Annotated in this window: 17 protein-coding genes; 16 read left to right on the forward strand and 1 reads right to left on the reverse strand. The window is 30.0% G+C overall.

The genetic code is table 11. From position 1 onward, the window contains the following. Window positions 1–91 precede the first annotated feature (91 nt). From cobK to DAD81_RS12165, 13 genes are read left to right on the forward strand one after another with little or no spacing between them, the layout of a single operon-like run. Entirely contained in the window at window positions 92–853 is a 762-nt protein-coding gene (gene cobK / locus DAD81_RS12105) for a precorrin-6A reductase (protein WP_111708529.1), read from the forward strand. 1 nt (window position 854) lies between these two features. Next, window positions 855–1,946, forward strand: coding sequence for a cobalt-precorrin-5B (C(1))-methyltransferase CbiD (cbiD, locus tag DAD81_RS12110; RefSeq protein ID WP_111708530.1), 1,092 nt, complete (start codon window positions 855–857; stop codon window positions 1,944–1,946). Further along, entirely contained in the window at window positions 1,943–2,659 is a 717-nt protein-coding gene (locus DAD81_RS12115; RefSeq protein WP_111708531.1) for a cytochrome c biogenesis protein CcdA, read from the forward strand. The genes cbiD and DAD81_RS12115 overlap by 4 nt, the downstream gene beginning before the upstream one ends. Beyond that, entirely contained in the window at window positions 2,656–4,341 is a 1,686-nt protein-coding gene (locus DAD81_RS12120) for an AAA family ATPase (protein ID WP_111708532.1), read from the forward strand. Before DAD81_RS12115 ends, DAD81_RS12120 begins: the two co-directional genes overlap by 4 nt. Beyond that, a complete protein-coding gene (locus DAD81_RS12125) occupies window positions 4,334–5,653 on the forward strand; it encodes a cobyrinate a,c-diamide synthase (RefSeq protein WP_111708533.1) in 1,320 nt (439 codons plus the stop codon). The genes DAD81_RS12120 and DAD81_RS12125 overlap by 8 nt, the downstream gene beginning before the upstream one ends. Window positions 5,654–5,666: 13 nt before the next feature. Continuing rightward, complete coding sequence (locus tag DAD81_RS12130) at window positions 5,667–6,254, forward strand: cob(I)yrinic acid a,c-diamide adenosyltransferase (protein ID WP_111708534.1); 588 nt, start codon at window positions 5,667–5,669, stop codon at window positions 6,252–6,254. A gap of 12 nt (window positions 6,255–6,266) precedes the next feature. After that, on the forward strand, window positions 6,267–7,286 hold the full coding sequence (gene cobW / locus DAD81_RS12135; protein WP_111708535.1) for a cobalamin biosynthesis protein CobW: 1,020 nt from the start codon (window positions 6,267–6,269) through the stop codon (window positions 7,284–7,286). A gap of 17 nt (window positions 7,287–7,303) precedes the next feature. Beyond that, on the forward strand, window positions 7,304–7,876 hold the full coding sequence (locus DAD81_RS12140) for an MFS transporter (RefSeq protein ID WP_111708536.1): 573 nt from the start codon (window positions 7,304–7,306) through the stop codon (window positions 7,874–7,876). Further along, the gene (gene cobN / locus DAD81_RS12145; protein ID WP_111708537.1) at window positions 7,867–11,613 is read left to right on the forward strand and encodes a cobaltochelatase subunit CobN; all 3,747 of its coding nucleotides are present in this window, start codon (window positions 7,867–7,869) and stop codon (window positions 11,611–11,613) included. The genes DAD81_RS12140 and cobN overlap by 10 nt, the downstream gene beginning before the upstream one ends. Before the next feature lie 17 nt (window positions 11,614–11,630). Continuing rightward, window positions 11,631–12,350 carry an energy-coupling factor ABC transporter permease gene (locus tag DAD81_RS12150; protein ID WP_111708538.1) on the forward strand — a complete coding sequence of 240 codons (720 nt, stop codon included), beginning with the start codon at window positions 11,631–11,633 and terminating at the stop codon, window positions 12,348–12,350. Then, window positions 12,347–12,631 carry an energy-coupling factor ABC transporter substrate-binding protein gene (locus DAD81_RS12155; RefSeq protein WP_111708539.1) on the forward strand — a complete coding sequence of 95 codons (285 nt, stop codon included), beginning with the start codon at window positions 12,347–12,349 and terminating at the stop codon, window positions 12,629–12,631. The genes DAD81_RS12150 and DAD81_RS12155 overlap by 4 nt, the downstream gene beginning before the upstream one ends. Further along, entirely contained in the window at window positions 12,632–13,384 is a 753-nt protein-coding gene (locus DAD81_RS12160; protein WP_111708540.1) for an energy-coupling factor transporter transmembrane component T family protein, read from the forward strand. It begins immediately after the preceding gene. Beyond that, a complete protein-coding gene (locus DAD81_RS12165; RefSeq protein ID WP_111708541.1) occupies window positions 13,381–14,202 on the forward strand; it encodes an energy-coupling factor ABC transporter ATP-binding protein in 822 nt (273 codons plus the stop codon). The genes DAD81_RS12160 and DAD81_RS12165 overlap by 4 nt, the downstream gene beginning before the upstream one ends. A gap of 177 nt (window positions 14,203–14,379) precedes the next feature. Here the strand turns inward: DAD81_RS12165 and DAD81_RS12170 are convergent, their stop codons facing one another. After that, window positions 14,380–16,452 carry a hypothetical protein gene (locus DAD81_RS12170; RefSeq protein ID WP_111708542.1) on the reverse strand — a complete coding sequence of 691 codons (2,073 nt, stop codon included), beginning with the start codon at window positions 16,450–16,452 and terminating at the stop codon, window positions 14,380–14,382. 361 nt (window positions 16,453–16,813) lie between these two features. Here DAD81_RS12170 and DAD81_RS12175 point away from each other — a divergent pair, with 361 nt between their 5' ends. From DAD81_RS12175 to DAD81_RS12185, 3 genes are all read left to right on the forward strand, one after another. Beyond that, window positions 16,814–18,502, forward strand: a complete 1,689-nt coding sequence (locus tag DAD81_RS12175) for a histidinol-phosphatase HisJ family protein (RefSeq protein ID WP_111708543.1) — start codon at window positions 16,814–16,816, stop codon at window positions 18,500–18,502. A gap of 252 nt (window positions 18,503–18,754) precedes the next feature. Next, complete coding sequence (locus DAD81_RS12180) at window positions 18,755–21,562, forward strand: triple tyrosine motif-containing protein (RefSeq protein WP_245949248.1); 2,808 nt, start codon at window positions 18,755–18,757, stop codon at window positions 21,560–21,562. Between the two features lie 279 nt (window positions 21,563–21,841). Continuing rightward, window positions 21,842–25,006: a SusC/RagA family TonB-linked outer membrane protein gene (locus tag DAD81_RS12185; protein ID WP_111708544.1), complete on the forward strand. Its 3,165-nt coding sequence runs from the start codon at window positions 21,842–21,844 to the stop codon at window positions 25,004–25,006. Window positions 25,007–25,022: the final 16 nt, after the last annotated feature.

Raw genomic sequence — 25,022 nt, forward strand, 5'->3', positions numbered from 1 at the left:
CAGGGAGACAACTTTAGAAGAGAGGATAGAGAAGCACTTCGACAGGCTCAGTGTGACAATTAGAAGAAATAAAAGAATTTAGATAATAGAGATGATATTAGTTTTTGGAGGAACAACAGAAGGTAAACAAGCAATTGAGGTGTTAGATGCACTTCAATTGCAGTATATCTATTCCACCAAAACAGCAATAAAAGTGGAATTAGGTAAAAATGGATTGTATCGTTCTGGTGCTTTTTCTGTTGAAAGTTTAGAACAATTTATTTCTGATAAAAAAATTACAGCCATTATTCACGCATCACATCCTTTTGCTGAAGAATTACATAGAACAATTGATGTGGTGGCTAAAAGATGTGAATTACCAGTTTATAGATTACAAAGAGCATATCCTGAGAGAATAGAAAGTTCAATGATTTATTATGTGCAGAATTATGAAGACTCATTGAAAGTGTTGAATGAAAAATTTAAAGGAAAAATTTTATTGGGATTAACAGGTGTTCAAACAATTGAGAAGTTTGAAAACTTTTGGGAAAACAACTTGAGTTATTTTAGAATTTTAGATAGACCATCTTCAAAAGATATTGCGTTGAAAAGTGGTTTTCCTGAAAATCAATTGATTTTGGGTTATCCAAATACTTCAGTTGAAGCTGAGGTTGAACTTTTTCAACAAAAAAAGATAGCAGTTGTTATCACTAAAGAAAGTGGAAATAGTGGCGCTTTGTCTGTGAAGATTGATGCGGCAAAACAATGTAATATTCCAATTATAATTATAAAAAAACCTAAGTTACCAACATCTTTTCAATTGGTGAACAATAAATCGACTTTGTCAGAAATTTTAAAAACAACAGTTCAATAAAATGGGATTAAGAAAAGTACCAGACGGACCTTTAAGAGATGGTTTTACAACCGGAACTTCTGCTACGGCAGCTGTTAAAGCAGCGTTGGTATCTATTATTGAACAAAAAAAACAGTCGAAAGTCAACGTTCATTTGCCAATTGATAAAATATTGGAGATTAAAATTCATACCAATGAGTTTACAAATGATAGCGCAAAATGCAGTGTTATAAAAGATGCGGGAGATGATCCTGATGTTACAAATGGCGCTGAGGTTGGGTGTGAAATTCAATTGACGGAAAGTAAAGAAATTAAGTTTGTTGGTGGTGAAGGTGTTGGTACAGTTACATTGCCAGGTTTAGAGTTGGCAGTTGGCGAACCTGCTATTAATCCTGTTCCAAGAAAAATGATGACAAGTGCAGTTCAAAAATTATTGCACGACTTTGATTTAGAATGTGGATTGGTAATTTCAATTTTTGTAACCAATGGAAAAAAATTGGCGAAACGAACCTTGAATGAACGTGTTGGAATTTTAAATGGTTTATCCATTTTAGGAACTTCAGGAATTGTAAAACCATATTCCTCATCATCTTATATTGCAAGTATTGAACAAGGAATTGATGTTGCAGTTGCTAATGGAATTAACGAAGTTGTTATTAATTCTGGAGCGAGAAGTGAGAAGTATTTACGACAATTATTTCCCAATTTAACAGAGCAATCTTTTATACATTTTGGTAACTGGATTGGAGAAACTTTACAGAAAATAAGCACTTCAAAAATAGAAAAAGTTACGATAGGAATTATGTTGGGGAAAGCTGTAAAATTAGCTTATGGAAGAACAGATACACACAGTTGTGTTTCTAGTTGGAATAAAGAGTTTGTTGTGAGTGTTGCTGCAGCCTGTGGATATGATTCAGCAACAACTGATAAAATTTTGGAACTAAATATGGCAGGAAGATTAACTGAAATATTTCCATTCAATAATGATGAAATTTTTTATCAAAAGCTATTGGGAAAATGTTATTTCCAAAGCAAAGGAATAATTAATAAAGTAGCATTAGATGTGTACTTAATAGGTAAAAGTGGTGAGTTTATTAAATATAAAAAAATATGAGTATAGTTAGTTTAGTAAGACCTTTAATGGCGGGTGTTTTACACTCATTTGAGCCAGATCACGTTACGGCAATTTCTGTATTAGCAACAGAAAACGCAATAACAAAAGAAAAAACATCTTTTAAAACGGTATTAAAAGCATCCCAATGGGCTTTGGGGCATTCGCTAACCTTATTATTATTTGGAGTTGTAGCGCTTGTTTTTAGATCTTCTTTAGCCCTTTTTATTCACGATATTTCTTATTGGGCAGAAGTCTCTGTTGGCCCAATTATGATTTGGTTAGGAGTTACCGCTATTAGAAGAAATCATAGAATTAAAGAGATGATTCAAAAGCATAAAGAAATTGAAGAACACGATCATTTAGATTCAAATTTAATCCATTTACACGGAAAAGGTGGTGAAGAAATAGCTATGAATCCAATGAATAAATCTTTTTGGGTTGGTATGTTACACGGATTGGCTGGTACTGGAGGAGCGTTAACTTCTGCATTGGTTATTAGTGCTGCAACAATTACGGATGCTGTTATTGTTTTAGTGGTTGAATGCTTAGGAATTATCATTGCAATGGGTGTTTATAGTTATTCCTTAATTGCTGTAATGAGCCGTTTTATAGAGAAAAATCTTTCCATTTTTAAATGGATGAATGGTGTTGCTGGTTTGGCTTCTATTTTAATTGGTTCTTATTGGATTTATAATACAATTTTCGCAGTATGAAAACATTAAAAAACACATTTCCATTTTCTGCAATTGTTGGTCAGGACGATTTTAAACTAGCCTTAATATTGAATGTTATTGATCCTTTATTGGGTGGTGTTTTAGCTATTGGTGATAAGGGAACAGGTAAAACCACTTTAATCCGTTCTTTGGCTCAATTAATTAATGCTGAAGATTCGTTTCCTTTTGTGAATTTACCAATTGGTGTTTCTGAAGATCGGGTTTTAGGACACGTGAATTTGGAAAAGTTGATTAATGAAAAGAAAGAACAAGTACAACTTGGATTATTAGCAAAGGCAAACAAAGGCTGCCTATATATTGATGAAATTAATTTGTTAAATGATTATTTAATGGATGTTTTATTAGATGCATCCGCTACCGGATCTTACCATTTAGAAAGAGAAGGAATTTCAAAAACTATTGAAAGTCGCTTTTGTTTAATTGGATCAATGAATCCTGAAGAAGGCGATTTACGTCCGCAATTAAAAGACAGATTCGGATTAAGTGTTGTTATAAAAACAGCTGTTTCTTTGGAAGAGAGAACTCAAATTATTTCGAACAGATTGCAATTTGATGATGATCCACAAGAGTTTGTAGCTAGCTATTCAGAAAAGCAAGAAAAAATATATCATCAAATTAAAAACGCTCAAAAAAACTTGAAGTCTATAAAAATAGATGAAAGTTTATATGAAATAGCAGCTAATTTGGCCTTGTTAAATGAAGTTGAAGGACATAGAGCTGATATTTTATTATTGAAAACAGCAAGAGCGTATGCAGCGTATTTAAATGATACTACGGTTGAAGAGTTTCACTTGCAAAAAATTGCTCCGTTTGTATTGAATCATCGTTCAAATAATGGCGATTTTTCTAAAGAACAGAATAATTCTCAGGAAGAACAAGAACAACAAAAACAAGAGCAACAAAAAGAAGAAGAATCTTCAAATAGTTCACAACAAGAACATACGTTTCAATCTATCATTCCAGCCAATGAACGTAAGCATTCAAATGGTGTAAAGACTGGTTCAAAAAATGGAGCGAATACCAAGAGTTATCATCAGCAAAATCAATTGACTGAAAATCCTTCAGCATTGAAAAATATTGATAATCGAAAAACGGTTTCTCAATATTTAGCGACTGATAAATTCGAAATAAAAAACAAATTTCAACAAAGTAAATCACAACCGCATCTAATATTTTTATTGGATTCAAGCGGATCCATGTTAAAAGAGAAAGTGGTTGCTTATGCTAAAGGATTGGTAGAGAAATTCGCAAAATTAGAAAGTGGATTAAAACCAATATACTCATTAATTTCATTGTACAATGGTGATGCCGATTTAGTGCAAGAAGGATCTAAGGATATTGATGAATTATTAGAGAAACTGAAAGATATTAAAACAGGTGGAAAAACTAATATAGTTCCTGCTTTTAAGAAAATTAAAGCGTTGACAAACAATTCAAAAGATATTAATTATGAATTAATCATTATTACGGATGGGAAATTTAATACAGCTACTGAAAATGCTTTTGATGAAGCCGTTATTGCTTGTCAGACGTATTGTAAATCTGTACATCAATTAACAGTTGTTGATGCTGAAAAAGGTTTGGTGAAATTAAATTTAGCGCAAAAATTTGCAACAAAAATTAGAGCGAATTACGAACCTTTAATGCTACAAAATGGTTAAGCAAATTCCTCAATTTATTATAGCTGCACCTACAAGTAACTCAGGTAAAACGACCATTACTTTAGGTTTACTTCGTGCTTTAGAAAATCGTGGTATTTCCACACAATCTTTTAAAGTTGGGCCAGATTATATTGATCCTAAATTTCATAAAGTTGCCTGTGGGAAAAATGGTTTGAATCTGGATTTATATATGACAGATACCGAAGATATTTTAGCAACCTATGCTAAATATGCTAAAAATAAAGGAGCTGTTTGTGTTGAAGGAGTTATGGGCTTATTTGACGGTGCCAGAAGATCAAAAGGAAGTACTGCAGAGGTTGCAAAAATATTGGATTTACCCATTATTTTGGTGGTTGATGCAAAATCTGTTGCCTATTCTGTTGCTCCGTTATTATACGGTTTTAAAAACTTTGATAAAGCGTTGAATATTGCTGGTGTTATTTTTAACAGAGTGAATACCAAGAGTCATTATCAATTTTTATTAGAAGCTTGTGAAGATGTTGGAATTCCGGCTTTGGGTCACGTTCCATTTCTTCCAGATTGTGAAATTCCATCCAGACATTTAGGATTGTCTATTCAAGAAATGCAAGGTTACGATTCCGTAATTGAAAAAGTGGCAAATGCAATGGAAGAAACAGTGGATATAGATTCATTATTGGACTGTTGTTTATTAGATGAGAAGTCAACTAAAGAAATCCCAATTATTTCAACTTCAGAGAAAATAAACATAGCCGTTGCGGAAGATGAAGGATTCAATTTTAGCTATGTTCAAAATATTGAATGTTTAAAAGAGCTAGGAAACGTTGTGTTTTTTAGTCCGCTAAAAGATGAAAAATTACCCAATGTAGATTTGGTGTATTTACCTGGAGGTTATCCAGAATTTTACACAAAACAATTATCTGATAACAAATCAATGCTTCAAAGCATCAAGAATTTTGCTGATGCAGGAGGGAAGATTATTGCTGAATGCGGAGGGATGATGTATTTGGGGAAATCTATTATAGATAAAGAAGGCAATGAATTTGAAATGGCAAATGTTTTTGATCTCTCAACTTCAATGCAAGCAATGAAACTGAATTTAGGTTACAGAACCATTCAGTTTGATGATTTTCAATTAAAAGGACACGAATTTCATTATTCAACAATAATTCAGCATAAAAAATTTAAAAGTATAGCAACCGTGTTTAACGCAAGAGAAAGCGAAGTAGATACGGTTGTGTTTCAATATAAAAATGTTTTAGCATCCTACATTCATTATTATTTAGGACAAGAAAAACTATTAAAAAACCTATTAAAATTACTTACTAACTAAAAAATTAAAAGAGATGAAAGTTTACACTCGAAAAGGAGATAAAGGACAAACAGGAGTTTTTGGAGGAAGCAGACAATATAAAGACTCACCAAGAGTGGAATGTATTGGAACTATTGATGAAGCAAATTCGACCATAGGTTTATTAAGAGCCAAATTGGGTGAAACACACGAATGGCAACCAAATTTACATAAAATCCAAAAGGACATTATGAATATGATGTCTCATTTAGCACGTCCTTCAGATGCAAGAAAGGTAAATGAAAATCCGAGACCGGAAGATGGCGCAGCATTTTGTGAACAATGGATTGATGAATTGGAAGGTGCAATGAGTGCTTCTTCAGATTATTTTTTATTACCTGGAGGAAATGAAATCTCTGCATTATGTCACGTTTGTCGTACACAAATTAGAAGAGGAGAACGTAAAATGGTAACATTAATGCGTGAAGATCCTGAAAGTGTACACGATTATATTGCAGCATATATAAATAGATTGTCGGATTTGTTTTTTACAATGGCAAGAGCTGAAATGGACAGGCAAGGAGTTGCTGAAGAAAAATGGAATTTATTTTTATATAAAAGAAAAAAGAAAACTACTAAATAAAAATAGCTACAAATGAAAAAAATACCAATTACTGTTATAACGGGTTTTCTTGGAGTAGGAAAAACTACGTTAGTTCACAATATGATTAAAAATGCGAATGGTAAAAAAATTGCTGTTTTGGTAAATGAATTTGGTGAAGTTGGAATTGATGGAGATATTATAAAATCGGGTTGTGGAGATGATGAATGCAACTTAATTGAATTGGCAAATGGCTGTATTTGTTGCACAGTTCAAGAAGAGTTTTTACCCGCCATGTTAGATTTAATTGAGCGTAAAGATGAAATAGATCATATTGTTATTGAAACTTCCGGTTTGGCAATGCCAAAACCTTTGATTAGAGCTGTAAACTGGCCAGATTTAAAGCCACATATTACTATTGATTCTGTAATTACGGTTGTAGATGCAGTTGGAATGATTACAGGTGAATTATGTGACAGAGAAAGAGTTCAAAAGCAACGTTTGGCTGATGATTCTTTGGATCACGAAACACCAATTGAAGAATTGTTTTTAGATCAGTTGTCTTGTGCAGATTTAGTGTTGGTTAGTAAAACAGATTTATTGGAAGCTGATAAATTAGCTGAGGTTAAAGAATTAATAATTAAAAAAGCGAGACCAAATGTGAAGATTATTCCTGTTCAAAATGGATTAATAGACAATGAATTGTTATTGGGTATTGAAGCAAGTACGGAAAATGATTTAGATAATCGTCATTCAATTCACGAGCATCACCACGATCATCATCACGATCACGACCACGATGATGACATAAATACAATTGTGGTTGAAACTGCTGAAACTCCTGATATAAAACTATTGGTAAAAGAATTAAAAGCAAGGGTTCAGCAAGAAGAAATTTATAGAATAAAAGGTTTTGTAAATATTCCAAATAAACCAATGCGTATGGTTTTACAAGGAGTAGGAGAGCGTTTTGATTACTATTTTGATAGAGCTTGGGCTGTAGATGAAGAGAGAAAAACAAGCTTGGTTATTATAGGAAGAAATATTGAAGAAGCAACAAAAACTGAAGTATAGTTTTTAAAAAATAAGAAGTGCATAAAAACATTAAACTTTTATTATTAACCTCTATTTTAATACATTCAGGAGCTAATTTATTGGCTCCTATTTATGCAATTTTCATTAAGCAAATTGGAGGAGATTTAATTGATGCCGGAATAGCAATTGGTATTTACGCCTTATTAAAAGGTGTTTTTTATTTTCTATTTGGAAGAATAAAAGAAGAGTTATTCAGTAAAAGAATAATGATGTGTATTGGTTATTCTGTAATGGGAATTGGCTATTTGGCATATATTTTTGCTGCAAAACCACTCGATGTTTTTTTAATTCAAATTATTATTTCATTGGGAGAAACGGTTATTAATCCGTCTTGGAGTGCAATTATTGCAACTTCATTAGAAAAAGGAAAAGAGCGTCATTTGTATGCTAATTTCTTTGGATATCGTTCAATTTTTGAAGGAATAGCAGCCATTTTTGGAGGCTTATTTGCAATGAAATTTGGATTTAATGTGCTTTTTGGAATTATGGCAGGATTTGCTATAACATCAGGAATACTTTCATTATTTGTAGAAGAAAAACCAATTAAAACCGAAGTCAATTGCATTTAATATCAACTATACCTGGAGGCTGGAATCCAAATGATGAAGGTGTTTTTTATGTACAACAAAAACCTGGAGATGTGCTGTTTTTATCGGCAGCAGATACCGATTTGTACATTCTAAATAAAGTATATAAAAAATTATATGCTGAAAACAACAATCTTCCAAGTTTAAGATTGGCGAATCTCACCTATTTTAAGCAGGAATTAACCATTGATACGTATATTGAAGAGGTAGTTTCAAAGGCAAAAGTGGTTGTTTTGAAGTTGTTGGGAGGTACTGCATATTTTTCCTATTTATGTGAAGCTATTTCTGATTATGCTGAAGAAAATGACATTCAGTTAATCTTTATGCCTGGAGATGATAAGCCAGATTTAGAATTAATGCAATTGTCTACACTTCCATTAACAGAAGTAGATAGTATTTGGAAATATTTAATTGCTGGTGGATCGGATAATACAGAAGAAGCCTTAAAAAAAATATTGAATTCAACTTTAGCTGTTGAATTTCAAATTAAAGAAAAAATAAATACTCCAGATTTGTTTTTATTTCACCCAAAAGAAGGTGCGTTAACAACAGATTATAAACCAACAAACCTACCGTTGGTCATTATTTTTGGATATAGAAGCTATTATTTAGCCGATAATTTAGATCCAATTTTAAAACTTACTGAAAAATTAGAAGAAAACGGAGTGTTGGCCATTACCGTAATGGCATTATCTTATCGCGATAAAAATATAAAATATAGTATTTTTGAATTATTAAAAGAGCATAATTTAAGCACGCCAAAAGTAATTATTAATACCACTGGGTTTTCAATTCAGTCGTTTAATGAAACTACTGAAGACGGCTTGTTTGATACGTTTAATGTTCCTGTAATTCAGGGAATAATGGCAAGTTGTAATAAAGAAACTTGGGCTGAAGGTAGTTTTGGATTACCACCAACGGATGTTGCAATGAATATTGCTTTGCCTGAAGTTGATGGTAAAATTATTTCAACAGCTATTTCATTTAAGGAAGCTTTGGAAAAGGATGATTTAACCGATTCAGAAGTGGTAAAATATGTTGCTTTTGATGAAGGTTGTACTAGGGTTGCAAAGCAAGCGAAAGCTTGGATTACCTTGAATGCTAAAGAAAATAACCAAAAAAAAATAGCCATTGTTGTTCCTAATTACCCGAATAAAAATAGTCGATTAGCGAATGGAGTGGGATTGGATACGCCGCAAAGTACGGTAGATTTAATTCACGAATTACAGCAAGTAGGTTATGATTTAGGAACTGAAATACCAAATACTGTTGATGAATTAATTACACGGTTAACGGATGCAATTACCAATGATCCAGATTCGTTGCATTCAGCAAAAGTGAATTTAACAATTCCGGTAAGTGACTTTTTTGCCTATTACAATAATTTGGCTATTTCACTTCGTGAAAAGGTTGAAAAACAATGGGGAAACCCAACAGATTCGCCAAATTACAGAAATGGTAGTTTTATTATTCCAGGTGTTTGTTTAGGCAATGTATTTGTGAGTATTCAGCCGAGTAGAGGATATGATATCGATTTACAAGCTACGTATCACTCACCAGATTTACCGCCAACGTATGCGTATTTGGCATATTATGTTTGGTTACAACAGTATTTTAAAGCCGATGCTATTATTCATATGGGGAAACACGGAAACTTAGAGTGGTTGCCCGGTAAAAGTGTTGCTTTAAGTGAAGAAAGTTGTTTTCCGAGTGCTATTTTAGGTGAAATTCCTCATTTTTATCCGTTTATTATTAACGATCCTGGCGAAGGAACTCAAGCAAAAAGAAGAACGCACGCTATTATTTTAGATCATTTGATTCCTCCAATGACGCGTGCTGAAAATTACGGGGATTTGTTGAAATTAGAATTGCTCATTGATGAATTTTATGAAGCTGCTTTGTTGGATCCTAAAAGAGCCAGTTTGATAAAAAGCAAGATTGAAACATTGGTAAATACGACTCATTTGAAATCGGATTTAAACAATGATGGTAAAGATATTGATGCACTTTTAGAAGTAATTGATGGTTATTTATGTGAATTAAAAGAAGCGCAAATTAGAGGCGGACTTCATATTTTTGGAAAACATCCAGAAGGTGAAAAATTAACCGATTTAATGGTAGCCTTGCATCGTTTACCTTCAAACAATACCTTAGGAATTACACAAGCCATTGCAAAAGATTTAGGCTTAGATTTTGATCCGCTAAATGTTGATTTTGAATTAAGTTACAACCAAAATGTGGGTTCAATTCAATGTAGAACGTTTGGTCAAGCCGTTGAAGTTTTAGAATTGAAAGCGAAGAATTATATTGATGATTTATTAAATAATGAATTAAATAAAAAATTATTAGGTATTGAAATACAGAATGTTATTAACGTAATAGAAAGTTCTACTTTAATTAAGATTTTCCGTACGAAAGATGAAATTACAAATCTTTTAAAGGGCTTGAATGGTGGTTATGTACCGCCAGGAGGTTCAGGTGCTCCAACACGTGGTAGATTGGATATTTTACCAACAGGGAAAAACTTTTACTCCGTAGATACAAGAACAATTCCTTCACAATCCGCATATGAATTAGGTGTGAAAAGCGCCAAAAATATTATAGAAAGGTATGTACAAGATCAGGGAGAATATCCAACTTCAATAGGGATTTCAGTTTGGGGAACTTCAACAATGAGAACTGGTGGAGACGACATTGCTCAGGCTTTCGCTTTACTTGGTGTTCGACCAATTTGGTCTGGAATCAACAGAAGAGTAACCGATTTTGAAATTATTTCATTATTAGAATTAAAACGCCCAAGAGTTGATGTCTTATTACGAATTTCAGGATTTTTTAGAGATGCCTTTCCTGATGTAATTTCATTATTTAATGCAGCCATTGAAAAAATTGCGATGTTGGATGAAGATGATGAAATGAATCCTATAAGAAAACGATTCAATGCTGAAAAAAAGGATTGGGTTGCCAAAGGATTATCTGAACAACAAGCAGAAGAACGTTCGCTATACCGCGTTTTTGGATCGAAACCAGGAGCTTATGGAGCTGGATTACAAGGTTTGATTGATGGAAAGAACTGGGAAACACAAGAAGACTTAGCACAAGTTTATATCAACTGGAGTGGTTTTGCTTACTTCGGAAATAAAAATGAAGGAAAATCGGCTCACGAATCTTTTGAAAAGCGCTTAGAAAATATTGAAGTTGTAATTCAAAATCAGGATAACAGAGAACACGATTTATTAGATTCTGACGATTATTACCAGTTTCAAGGAGGAATGACTTCCGCAGTAACAAAAGTTAAAGGAGAACAACCAGAAACTTTTTTTGGAGATCATTCAAGACCAGACAATCCGAAAATTAAAACGTTAAAAGAAGAATTGCATAAAGTATATCGATCACGCGTTGTAAATCCGAAATGGATGAGCGGTATGCGTGATCACGGTTATAAAGGTGCTTTTGAAATGGCTGCTACAATGGATTATTTGTTTGCCTATGATGCTACCACAAATTTAATTGAAGATTTTATGTATCAGGGAATTACAGAATCTTACTTGTTTGATGAAGAGAATAAAGCATTTATTGAGCAAAATAATAAATGGGCTTTAAAAGATATGTCTGAAAGAATGTTAGAAGCTATTCAAAGAGGAATGTGGAAAAATCCTTCAGAAGAAACTGTTGAAAAATTACAGAATTTGTTTTTAGAATCTGAAAACGAGTTGGAGTAAATTAAAAGATTGATAATATGAGAAAAATAGGAATTGCTTTATGTATTTTAATAATACCTTTTAAAGGATTCAGTATGCATATTGCTGAAGGTTTTTTACCTAAAGAATGGGCCTTGTTTTGGATGGTTGTTTTTTTACCATTTTTAATAGTCGGTTTTAGAAAATTAAAAAAACAATTAGAAGATGTACCAAAAGTAAAAATGTTATTTGCAGTTGCAGCCGCATTTGTATTTGTATTATCATCATTTAAAATTCCATCAGTTGCAGGAAGCAGTTCGCATTTAACAGGTATTGCATTAGGTGCTATTTTGTTTGGAGCTTCAACTATGTCTGTTGCAGGAGTAATTGTATTATTATTTCAAGCTTTATTGCTCGCTCACGGAGGAATTACTACGCTTGGAGCAAATGCTTTTTCAATGGCTGTTGTTGGAGCATTTAGTGCCGTTTGGGTATATAAATTAGCTTCAAAACTAAAATTATCTCAATGGTTAAGTATTTTTTTAGCTGCATTTGTATCTGATATTTTAATATATGTTGCAACTTCATTACAATTAGCTTTAGCGTTTCAATCAGAAACAAATAGTTTATTGGAAAATGCTACTAAATTTATGAGTGTTTTTGCTATTACTCAGGTTCCATTGGCTTTAATTGAAGGTGTTTTTACCGCTTTTGTATTTAAACTTATTATGAATTATAGCAAGTCAGAACTACTATTAATTAACCCTTTATTAAAATGAAAAATAAAAAGATAATTAATATTACAATTATTGTTGTTGCCTTAGGACTAATTGCAATGCAGTTTTTTTTGGCAGATATTGTATCCAATTTTGAAGGGACAGATGATCAAGCTGTTGGAATAATTAATGAATTAGCTCCTAATTATAAACCTTGGGCTGAAAGTATTTGGGAACCATCAGGAGAATGGGGTGAAACACTTTTATTCGCTTTTCAAACAACTTTAGGGTTAGGTGTAATTGCATTTTATTTTATTAAAAGAAATTCAAAACAAAAGGTGTAAATGCTAATTGAAGATTTATATAATTACAATCACAAATTATCAAAAACACCTGTAGTCATAAAAAGTCTATATGTGTTGCCTGCATTTATATTGTCAATTATTTCAACTAATTTATTTTTTCATAGTAGTATTATTATCATTTTTTTAATAGCAATTATATATGTAACACAGCAGCCAATTTTAAAATTATTAAAATTGTTTTTAATACCAAGTGCTTTTATTTTTTTAGGATGTTTAACATTACTTATATCCATTAATTTTAAAGGGAATTGGAGCACTTTTATTTATTTTAACAAGGAAACATTACCTGTTGCTACAACAATTTTATTTAGAAGTTATGCAATTGTAAGTGTTGTATATTTTTGGTTATTAACGCATACAATTTCAGAAATAGCAGAAATTATGTATGCCTGTAAAATACCAAGGTTATTTGTGGAGTTGTTTGTACTTATTTACAAGTTTATTCATATGCTTATGCATACTACTAAAACTATGTTAATTGCTCAAAAATGTAGAATGGGATATTCTTCAATTCGAAAAAATTCAATAAACTCATTTGTCAATCTTTTTGGAGCTGTTTTTAAACAATCTATGCAGCAAACTTCACAAATAGAAATAGCAATGGATTCGCGTTTAGGAAATAATGAATATTTATTTGTGAAACCTAAAGTAGATTTTAATTTAAAGAAAATAATAATTCCGTTAGCAGTAAATATTATAATTATCTCTGTTTTTATATTTTGTATTATATGATTGAAAATATTATTAATTTAAACAATATTAGTTATACCTATCCAAATGGTGATACTGCAATAAATGGAATTAATTTAGAAATTCCAATAGGAAAAAAAATTGCTTTGCTTGGTGGAAATGGAGCTGGAAAATCAACTTTAATGTTGTTGCTTAATGGTATTTTAAAACCTACAAAAGGAGATTTATTATATAAAAATGTTGCATATAATTATAACAAAAAAGGGTTAAGAGAATTGCGGTCTAAAATAGGATTGTTATTTCCAGAACCCGATTATCAGTTAATTGCACCTACAGTATATGAAGAGATTTCTTTTGGTTTGTTGAATAAATTTAAAGATGATGAAGTTGTTCGGCAAAAAGTAGAAAACATATTAAAGGATTTTTCTCTTCAAGATATTGTTAATAAGCCACCACACCAATTAAGTACTGGGCAAAAAAAACGAGTATGTTTAGCTTCTGTATTAGCTATGGAACCTGAACTAATTGTTTGTGATGAGCCTACTTCTAATTTAGACCCTATGTATTCAAAATTAATTTTTAATTATTTAAATGAGTTGCATAATAAAGGGAAAACTATACTAATTTCAACACATGATGTTAATAAAGCTTATTCTTGGGCTGATTATGTTATTATTATGAATAATGGTAAAATTCTAGAAAAAGGTTTGCCAGATATTGTTTTTGAGAATAAAGAATTATTAAAATCAGCAAATTTAAATCAGCCATTTATTTTTGGCTTTTTAAATGAATTGGGAGATGGTTTTAAAGATGCATCAAAAATTATTGATGAATGGAAAAAATATTATAAAAAAAGGTGAGTTTTAAAGTGATTTTATATTTATTAAAAAGTACTTAAAAATACTTTTAAATTTAGAACTTTAAGGCCCAAAAAAAAGATTCAACAATTAATTTTTAACAGAAATAAATTGTTGAATCTTAAATATAAATTTTTTTTTATCTAAATTTTATTCATAAATAATGACTGAACGTCTTATTTAATTCAATAATTCAGGATTGTTTAGAATTAATTCTATCTTTTTTATAATTACCGTAATTTGATTCATTTGTATTTCTATATTTCTGAAATAGAGGCTAATATCTCTGTTAACCCAACTTTCAGAAATAACCCTTGCTCCTAAACTAATTCTTAAGATAGCACTTTCAATATCATTTCCATATTTTACATTAACTGCCTGTCCTATATGACATTTTTGAGCAGCAAGCCTAATAATTTCTAAAGGAGAGTCTTTAAATTGATCAGATAAATCAGAATTTAATAATGTATATAGTTTTTTTACTTTATCAATTGGTAAAACTTCTTTGTCTTTTAGAATAAAGAAAGGGAAAATTGTACGGATATTTCTTATTCCAAATTCTTTACTATTATAACTATTTGTTTTTGTTTCATTCTCATAAATAGGTTCTAAAAATGTTGCGTCCTTAATTGAATCTTCAGCGAAATTACAAAACATCTCAATACCCATATTTCTATATAAAATTGGTGTTTTGAAGTATCTTTCCATTTCAACTATTGCAGCGTTCCAACGCATATAAGAGCCGTAATTATATCCATCGGATAAATCATTTGAACAGAACCAAGAAGTTGGCCAATCAGAATGATTGTAGTATTTTGTTAAACCTTTAGGTAATGGATTTTTTACAGAGAGTATTGATTTACTAACACATTCAGGTAAAATTAAAGCACCAGAATAAGGAGGTCCTGTAAAGTATTTACTTCCTGTTATAGTAACAATATATCCTTTATTTAAATAATTTTGAATGTCTGTAGGGTCTAATCTAAGTTGAGCAGCATCTACAATAACCTGCATTGATAAATTCTTGAGCGTATTTAACTTTTGCATCATCTTTTCACTAGGGGATTGATAGCCTAGTTTAGATTGGTCCATAGTATGAAGTACTACATGTCTGCCTAATTCATTGGTTTTAGAAATGGCTTTAAAAATTTCATCATCTAATTGACTGGCTGATTTTAAAGCGCCATTTTCATCTCTAAAAGGAACTTTAATTAAATCAATATCTCTAAATCCATCAATTTTATCACCTTTTTTTACCGGATGATTTAAAGCTGTGGTGTTTTCAAAATGACATCCTTTTAATGCGGCAGGTACACCGCTACCAGTTTCATCTGAAGCAACTAAAACATGTGTAATGTCTTTAGTTGAAATAATCTGTGTGATTGCCGCTATTTGAAGAGCAGAATCTGTACCAGATGGTGAAAAAATTATTTGACATTCGTCATTTAATTTAAATATTTTTTTAAGGTTGTTTTTTAGTAATTCCGAAAACTCGATTGTAGCATTTTTTAACCCATTTTGTAAGCTGTTTTTTATTAGTATACTTCTAACTTTGTCTGTTTTATCAAAGGCAAAATTAGATACACTCGTAGCTGTTGAAGAAGCAAAAGTAAATGCTTCAGGTCTTGGAAATGGGCGACAACCATATTTATTTAACAAATCAATTTCATCAATATTCAATCTAAGGTCACCACCATCCATTAATAAATATTCAGTAGGTTTTGCTAGATTTTCAATAATAGATTTCCACGATTGTTTAAATATTTTATTGGTATTATTTAAAGAATGAAAAGCTTGTAATTCTTCATAATTTAATAAATGTTCGGCATTTAAACCTTTATCATTTTTAATTAAATCAATTAGGAAATAATCAAGAGATTTTAATTTTTCTTTATCATTTTTTGGTAATAATTTATAAAATATCCGAGTAACTTCAAGTGCAGCTATATCACATAAACCAGTATTATGTTTTTCATTACCCAAAGCTTTATACCAAAGTTGCCATTCAATACCATATCTTAAATAAACTAATGCTAAAACAGGTTTGTTTAAAAATAAAGAACCAATTATAATAGATTTATTTGGTACAATTTTAAAAATATTAGGCTTACTATTAGATGTAATAATATTTATATTATTTATTTTCGGGACTGTATTAAATCTTTTTAAAACGCGAACTAAATAATTCACATTTTCTTTTTCAAATAAACTTGTTCTTTTATATTGATCTTCAATAAGTATATTATTTGTCATAGGTGTATTAATGTAATCTTCTTTAATAAGGTGTAATTAAATACACCATGATATACTAAATAGAGTTTTAGGGGTGTAAAAATAAGAAAATAAACCTATAAAATAACTATAATTAAAAGAAGTTAAAAGAAAGGTGTAGATTTTAAATTGTTGTTTATTAAGGTTATGTGATTATTGATCTCTTTATGTATCTTATGTTACCGTAATAATTAAAATTTATAAAGGGACATTTAACTTATAAATATGGGTAAATAAGATATTTGAATTATACTATATTCAAAACAAATAAGATTTTAGCTAATTATTCTAAATCAATAGTTAAATTTGCAACTGAGAAATCAAAATTAAAAGCAATTGATTGATGAAAAAACTGAATGACTTTATTTGGGAAACACATGGTATTCATGCCGGAACAGAGCAAGATCGTGTAAAACATGGAATTGATAAATTAGAAAAGGTTGTTGATAAAGCAATAGAAGCAAATCACCCTAGCATTACATTTATAATACATTCTCCTCGCTTAACAAATTTTAGATATATTGCGGAAAGAGAAACAAACGTAAAGTTTATTAGAGGTAATAGATCTTATTTAAATTACCCAAAACGTATAGCAGGATTGCGTGAAAAGTACGAGGGTAAAATAAATATTAAATATGGTGTTGAACTTGAATGGATGGGCGCTGATTTAGGTTTACAGTGGAGCCGTTCAAAAATATTTCAGGCAGAAGATGCCGATTATGTTATTGGATCAGTTCACTTTGCTCCAGAAGGATTACCATATGATGGTTCAAAAGAAGAAGCGCTAGAATTGTTAAAAATTAGAGGAAGTCTAGAAGCATATTGGGACGGCTATTTTAACGAAAATATTCAAATGATTGAATGTTTTGGGGATATGATTCAGATTGTTGGGCATATAGATTTACCAAAACTGAATGTTGATATGCCTGAAGCATTAGTGAATTTTGAAACAAGTTCACATCCTTTAGCAAACAAGTTTAGAACTCTATTAGAGTTGATTGCCGATCGTAATTTATCTTTAGATGTAAATATGGCTGGTAAATTTAAAGGAGTAGGTGTTTATCCAACTCAAAATATTTTAAGAAGAGCAAATGAACTTCAGATTCCGGTTTGTGTAGGAACTGATTTACATCATGTACGCTATTATGGATTAAATTTTAAGGAAAGTCTTGAATATATTAGAGAAGCCGGATACGAGAGCTATGTGAGCTATTCAAAACTAATTCCTGAAAATCGTACCATTTATAATGATCACGATTTAAAATTGAAATATACAGTCTTAAATAAAGGTATTGAATTACTAAATCAAAGATTGGATACTACCCACAGAAATATTATGCCTGATTTTTCTTTTGGTGGCTCATTTTTAGAATTTGTAGATATTTATAAAAATTCTACAGGGATGGGGGATTATAACGCTATTAGAATTCGTAAATGGGGAAAATCAATTACAATTACAAATGAAATTCCTGAATCTACAAATCGTATTGTAAATGGATTGTTTTCGGAACATTTAGATGAGCCAGGAGTTATTTCTTCACTATTTAATACTTTAGCATCTGAAGGTATAAATGTTGAAACGGCAAGATTAAAGTCTAATAATGACGGTACTGCTGTTGCATTTTTATCAATTGAAAGTGATAATGGAAATATTAAAAATGCCATTGACTTTATAAATGGTACAAGTGCCGAAATGTTCCTTAATTTAACCTATAAAGAAAATGCTAAATTACCTAATTATTATCATGATGGTGTTTATTTATTAGAAATGGATGGTGTTAAATTGAATATGGCATTAAGTGAAAAAGTAATACTTACCAAACATAATAATGCTCCAGGAGTGCTGTTGATATTACTATCTGCTTTATCTTCAAAACAACTTAATATTATAGATTTAAGATTAGGTAAATTAAATAATGTAGGTTATTCTGCCATAGCAATTGATGGTGATAGTAATGTGATTAGAAATTTATTAACCAATTTAGGAGAGCAATATTATGAAGCAAATTTGATTGAATTTCATAGTATGTAATCTTTTTTTTTATAAAAATTAGAAAGTTGAACATTAGTAGTGTTCAACTTTTTGTTTTTAATAAAGGTTCACCATTATTTATAGGTAGAAAAGATTTCTTGCATATTATACAAAAGCAGATGAAAACTTACTAAATACAACTACTTAAAAGACTAACTTATTAATAAATATATTAAAACCTGTAGTCTATATTTTAAGATAAAACATAATAAAAATCGTATTATTGTAGTACTCTATAAATTATTTGTTTAAGTGAATTTTATTAAATCTATATGCGTTCTTTTTCTTTTTTTTACTGTTGTAATTTTAAATGCACAAGAATTACCACCTTTAGTTAATTACACACCTCAAGATTATTCGGGGAGGAACCAAAATTGGAAAATAGACCAATCTGCAGATAACTATGTATATATAGGTAATAATAGTGGTTTGTTAGAGTATAATGGATCGAACTGGAAATTATACCCATCTGAAAATAACTCAAGCATAAGAGCCGTAAAAGTTATTGGTGAAAAAGTTTTTACCGGTTGTTATATGGGGTTTGGTTATTGGATAAAAAATGATTTTGGGAATTTAACATATACCTCATTAATTAATAAATTAACAATTCCACTTTTAGAAGATGAAACTTTTTGGAATATTTTAAATTTTGAAGAGTATGTTTTGTTTCAATCCTTAAATAGGATTTATATATATAATTTAAAAGACGAAACATTTAAGGTAATAGAAGCTGAATCAAAAAGAGCTGTGCTTTTTCAAGTTGAAAATAGTATTTATTTTCAAAAATCAAATAAAGGTATTTTTAAAATAGAAAATGGAGAAGCCGTATTAGTTTCGGATAATGAAGTTTTTAAAAATCAAGAAATTGTAGGAGCTTTTTTAATTAATAAGGAACCATTATTTTTAACTAATAGGGGGAAGTTTTATTTTTATGAAAATAAAAAACTCATTAAATGGAATGTTAATTCGGAAGAAGAGTTAAAGGCTAAAAATATTTATAGCAGCCTGCGTTTATCTGATGGTAGTTTTATATTAGGAACTGTTTCAAATGGAGTGTATCATATTAGTTCAAACGGAAATGTTCTAAAAAATATAAATAAAGAAAAAGGATTATTAAATAATACCGTTTTATGTGTTTACGAAGATACTGATAAAAATGTATGGTTAGGATTAGATAATGGTATTTGTATAATAAATTTAAATTCTCCTTTTAATATATTTAATGATATAAAAGGAAATTTAGGAGCGGTATATACATCTATAATATTCAATAATAGGCTTTATTTAGGAACTAATCAAGGTTTGTTTTATTCAACATTAAACTCTAAACAAGAACCTGTTTTTATTAAAGAAACTCAAGGGCAAGTTTGGTTTTTAAAGAGTATTGATGGAACATTATTTTGTGGTCATAATTCTGGAACATTTATAGTTAATGAAGAAAAAGCCACTAAAATATCTGAATTTCCTGGAGCTTGGGATATTAAGAAAATTGAAGGATCAAATGATTTATTATTAGAAGGTAATTATAATGGTATATGTATCCTAGAAAAAGTAAATAATAAATGGAAATTTAAAAATAAAATAGAAGGTTTTGATATCTCAAGTCGTTTTTTTGAATTTATATCACCTAATGAATTATTAATTAATCATGAATACAAAGGTATTTTTAGAATTAAGATTAATAAAGATTTTACCAAGGTAACTTCTAAAAATAAATTAAAGCCATTTGGAGAAGAGTCTAGTTTAGTTACTTATAGAAATAATATTTTACATGCATCTAGCAGTGGAATTTACAAATTTGATAAAAGTAAGAATGATTTTGAAAAAGACACAGTTTTATCTTCATTGTTCTATCCAAAAGATGACCCCATAAATGGGAATTTAATAGCTGATAAAACAAACAAACTTTGGGGTTTTTCAAAGAAAAATATTGTATTTGTAAAGTATGATGATTTTAATAATAAACCTAAACGGGTAAATATTCCTGTTGAAGAATCTTACAAATCAAGTAGAGTTATATCTGGATTTGAAAACTTAAATAATTTGATAGGTGAAAAATATCTTTTAGGTAATTCCAGCGGATTTACAGTTTTAAATTTAAACAAGCTTAAAACAAATTCATATAAAGTATCAATTAATTCGGTTTATAAACAAGAATTAAACTTTTCAAAAGAACAACTAGTTCTTAACAAATTAAACCATCTAAGCGCAAGTGAAAATAACATTTACATTTCCTTTAATGTACCTGAATTTGATAAAAATACGGAAGTAAATTTTCAATATAGATTAAAGGGCTTTTATAACGAGTGGGGAGATTGGACTAACGAGTCAAATACAACATTTAAAAATTTACCTTTTGGAGACTATAATTTTGAAGTTAAAGCAAAAATTGGAAATGTAATTTCAGAAAACATAGCGACATATTCTTTTAAAATTGATAGACCGTGGTATTTTTCAAATTGGGCTATTGTATTATATTTAATTTTCTGTATTCTTTTATTCTTATTAATTCACACATTATATAAAAGGTATTTTAACAAACAAAAATTAGCTTTAGTAAAAAAGAAGCATAGAGAATTTGCCGTAGCTCAATTAAAGAGTGATAAGGAAATTATGAAACTTAAAAATGAAAAATTAGTAAACGAGGTAGATAGTAAAACGAGAGAATTATCGGTTTCAACAATGAGTATAATTAAAAAGAATGAATTGTTAAATACCATTAAAAAAGAATTATTGGTGTTAAAAAGTAATAAAGAGATAACACCTGTTATAAAAATTATTAATAAAAACCTTTCACCTAATAGTGATTGGGAAATGTTTCAAGAAGCATTTAATAATGCTGATACTGATTTTTTAAAGAAGATTAAAGATGTTCATCCAAATTTAACTCCAAATGATTTAAGGTTATGTGCGTATTTAAGATTAAACCTTTCATCAAAAGAAATAGCACCATTATTAAATATTTCAACAAGAAGTGTTGAAATAAAAAGATATAGATTACGTAAAAAAATGGAGCTACTTCATGAAAAAAGTCTTGTGGAGTATATTTTAGAGGTGTAATAGACTACTACATTATAAAAAATTACCACAACATTACCACAACATTGCAGTAACTACAAGGTTTTAGCTGAATTATTTTAACATTAGTTTAACCTTAAATTTTTATTTAAAAAGGTGTCTTAATCTTAAGTAAACATTAGAAAGTTGATAAAAATTACCCCATTTAAATGTTAAATTGACATTTAAATATAATTAGATTGTATGATTTTTGTATAGGTGGGTTTTAATAAAAGAACTACATAAAGAGTTAATTTTATTGAAACTTAATTCAACAAATTTATGAAGTCATTTTTATTATCAATTTTTCTAAGTTTTATGGGAGTCACATTAACTGCCCAAACTTATGAAATTAATGGAACTGTTACTGATTTAAATGGAACACCTTTACCTGGTGTAACTATATTAGTAAAAGGCACAGTAAAGGGTTCATCAACAGATTTTGATGGAAAATTTAACATTAAAAACGTAGAAAACGGAGAAACTCTTGTTTTCTCATATGTAGGGTTCTCTAATAAAGAAGTTGTAATAAACAGCTCTAACGTTTTAAATATTCAACTTACAGAGGATACAGAAAGTTTAGATGAAGTAGTAGTTATTGGGTATGGTACCCAAAAAGTAACTAAAGTCTCTGGAGCAATTTCAACTGTAAAAGCGGAGTCTATTGAAAAATTGAAACCTTTAAGAGTAGAAGAAGCACTTCAAGGTAGTGCATCTGGTGTTTCTGTAATACAAGGTGGGTCTCCAGGAAGTAAACCAACAGTATTAATTCGTGGGATTCCTTCTTTTTCGGGTGTTGATCCAGTTGTTATTATTGATGGTGTACCACAATCTTTAGATGATTTAAATTCTATAAGTTCTGCAGATATTCAATCACTTAATATTTTAAAAGATGCTGCATCAACAGCAATTTATGGTGTTAAAGGTGGTAATGGTGTAATTGTAGTAACTACTAAAAGTGGTAGAAAAAACCAAGAAACAGAATTTAATTTTAATTCTTATACAGGTGTTCAAAGCGTATATAGAAAAATTGGTTTATTAAATGCTTCAGAATATGCTGTTATGGCTAATGAAGGTAGTGCAGCAGCAGGAGGCAATATAATTTTTCCTAATATTTCTAATTTAGGAAAAGGTACAGATTGGCAAGATGAAGTTTTTAAAGATGCTAGCATAATATCAAATACATTATCAGCAAGAGGTGGATCAGAAAACATAGGTTACTTTTTATCAGCAGGATATTTAAGCCAAGGTGGAGTTGTAGGAGGTGATGATAAGTCTAATTTTAAAAGAGTAAATTTCACAGCAAATTTAGATTTTCAATTAACTTCTAAATTAAAATTCTTACTTAACACAAGTTATGCGAACATAAAATCTAAAACAATAGCGGAGAATTCATTTAATTCTATTTTAGGGAATGCTATTAATTTTGACCCTACAGTTTCTCCATATAATACAGATGCTAACGATTTTGCTTCCTACGGTTATAGTAATTTATTATTATCAGAAATTTTTAATCCAATACAAAGATTAGACAATACTTATAATGAGAATAATGGAGATAAATTATATGGTAAATTTGAATTTCAATATGATATTTTAGACAATCTTAAAATTACATCTCGTTTTGGTTATACTAAATGGGATCAAGTAAGTAAAGATTTCACTCCATTAGCATATTATGGACCTAATAATGTTTCAAGTCAATATTTACCTGATGGTACAGTATCATTGCAAACAGTAGATAATGGAGATGGTACAACAAGTATAATTCCAACATATAATAATAGTGTTAATGAAAAAGAGGAATCTAATTTTAGTTATACGTTTGAAACTTTTGCTAATTATTATTTTAGTTTAAATGAAAAACATAATTTTGATGTTGTTTTAGGTATTTCTAGAAGTAAATCTACTGGAGATGACATTAGCACTACTAGACAAGATGTAAGAGATAATTCTTGGGAATGGGCAGATATTAGTGCCGCAACTGGGGTTAATACCAAGTTAAATACAAATGCATACACAGGCGAAAGTAAACAAGATTTAGAACGTAGAAATATGTCTTTCTTTAGTAGAGTTAACTACGATTATGATGACAAGTATTTGGCTTCATTTTCAGCAAGACGTGATGGTTCTATTGCTTTTGGTGATGATAATAAATATGCTAATTTTTATGCAGGTTCTTTAGGTTGGGTTGTAACAAACGAAGATTTTTTCGATTCAGAATTTATAAATTTCTTAAAGATAAGAGGAAGTTATGGAACTGTTGGTAACGAAAATGTAGACCCACAATATGTTAGTATTACTGTTGGTGGTCCAAGTTATAATTCAACAGCAAATAGTAATGGATATACTTTTGGGTCTGAATTTGTATCAGGAGCCACAGTAAATTCATTTAACAACCCTACATTAAGTTGGGAGGAGCAAACGCAATATAATTTCGGTTTTGATGCTACACTTTTTGGCAACTTATCAATAACTGCTGATTATTTTAATAAATCTGTTGATGGGTTATTATTTACAGATGCACCATCACTTTATGCTGGTACTTCTGAACCAGTAACGTCTAACATTGGTAGTACAGAAAGTAAAGGTGTAGATTTAACAATAGGGTATAATACAAGTGGAGAGGATTTGAAGTTTAATACTTCTCTAACATTCACAACTTCTAATAACTTAGTAACAGAAACAAATAGTGATGGTACAGCATTTAAAACTGGAGGTTCTTATTTTAATGGTCAAGCCCACGATGTTACGCGTTTCCAAAAAGGTTTTACACCTGGATACTTTTATGGTTTTCAAACCAATGGTTTATTTCAAAATCAAACTGAAATTGATGCACATGCAACTCAAGCAGGGGCTCAACCAGGAGATATTCGTTTTGTAGATATTAATAATGACGGAATTATTAATGATGACGATAAAACAAAAATTGGAGATCCTTTTGCAAAATTCACTTTAGGTTGGAATGTAGGTTTTGAATATAAAAATTTCGATATGAGTATGTTTACATACGCTTCTGTTGGTAATGATATTTTTAGAGCTTATGAACGTAATTCGTTATATACTAACAAAGATAGAAGTATTTTAAATAGATGGACTGGAGAAGGAACAACTAACAATGCTAAAAATCCACGTTACACATTTGCAGATTCAAATAGTAATATTAGACCTTCTGATAGATATGTTGAAGATGGAAGCTTTATGAAAATTAAAAGTTTAATAGTAGGTTATACAATGCCAGAAATGGCTAATAATATTTTTAGTAAAGTACGTATATATGCACAAGCTAAAAACTTACTTACACTTACTAAGTACACAGGTTTTGACCCAGAGGTAAATGGATTTACTGGTGCAGAAGGAACTTCACAAGTTTTAGAGGCTGGTGTTGATAGAGGAGCTTATCCACAAGCAAGAACATTTCTAATTGGTTTAGACCTTAAATTTTAATATCCAAAAAATATAT

The organism is Lutibacter citreus (assembly GCF_003260195.1).
GTDB classification, from domain to species: Bacteria; Bacteroidota; Bacteroidia; order Flavobacteriales; family Flavobacteriaceae; genus Lutibacter; species Lutibacter citreus.

What these genes read in the sequence shown, in the direction of transcription:
- DAD81_RS12120 (WP_111708532.1), top strand. Translation starts at nt 2,656, where the DNA reads ATGAAAACATTAAAAAACACATTTCCATTTTCTGCAATTGTTGGTCAG.
- DAD81_RS12150 (WP_111708538.1), top strand. Translation starts at nt 11,631, where the DNA reads ATGAGAAAAATAGGAATTGCTTTATGTATTTTAATAATACCTTTTAAA.
- DAD81_RS12130 (WP_111708534.1), top strand. Translation starts at nt 5,667, where the DNA reads ATGAAAGTTTACACTCGAAAAGGAGATAAAGGACAAACAGGAGTTTTT.
- DAD81_RS12175 (WP_111708543.1), top strand. Translation starts at nt 16,814, where the DNA reads ATGAAAAAACTGAATGACTTTATTTGGGAAACACATGGTATTCATGCC.
- DAD81_RS12155 (WP_111708539.1), top strand. Translation starts at nt 12,347, where the DNA reads ATGAAAAATAAAAAGATAATTAATATTACAATTATTGTTGTTGCCTTA.
- cobK (WP_111708529.1), top strand. Translation starts at nt 92, where the DNA reads ATGATATTAGTTTTTGGAGGAACAACAGAAGGTAAACAAGCAATTGAG.
- DAD81_RS12125 (WP_111708533.1), top strand. Translation starts at nt 4,334, where the DNA reads ATGGTTAAGCAAATTCCTCAATTTATTATAGCTGCACCTACAAGTAAC.
- DAD81_RS12160 (WP_111708540.1), top strand. Translation starts at nt 12,632, where the DNA reads ATGCTAATTGAAGATTTATATAATTACAATCACAAATTATCAAAAACA.
- DAD81_RS12165 (WP_111708541.1), top strand. Translation starts at nt 13,381, where the DNA reads ATGATTGAAAATATTATTAATTTAAACAATATTAGTTATACCTATCCA.
- cbiD (WP_111708530.1), top strand. Translation starts at nt 855, where the DNA reads ATGGGATTAAGAAAAGTACCAGACGGACCTTTAAGAGATGGTTTTACA.
- DAD81_RS12185 (WP_111708544.1), top strand. Translation starts at nt 21,842, where the DNA reads ATGAAGTCATTTTTATTATCAATTTTTCTAAGTTTTATGGGAGTCACA.
- DAD81_RS12170 (WP_111708542.1), bottom strand. Translation starts at nt 16,452, where the DNA reads ATGACAAATAATATACTTATTGAAGATCAATATAAAAGAACAAGTTTA.
- DAD81_RS12115 (WP_111708531.1), top strand. Translation starts at nt 1,943, where the DNA reads ATGAGTATAGTTAGTTTAGTAAGACCTTTAATGGCGGGTGTTTTACAC.
- cobW (WP_111708535.1), top strand. Translation starts at nt 6,267, where the DNA reads ATGAAAAAAATACCAATTACTGTTATAACGGGTTTTCTTGGAGTAGGA.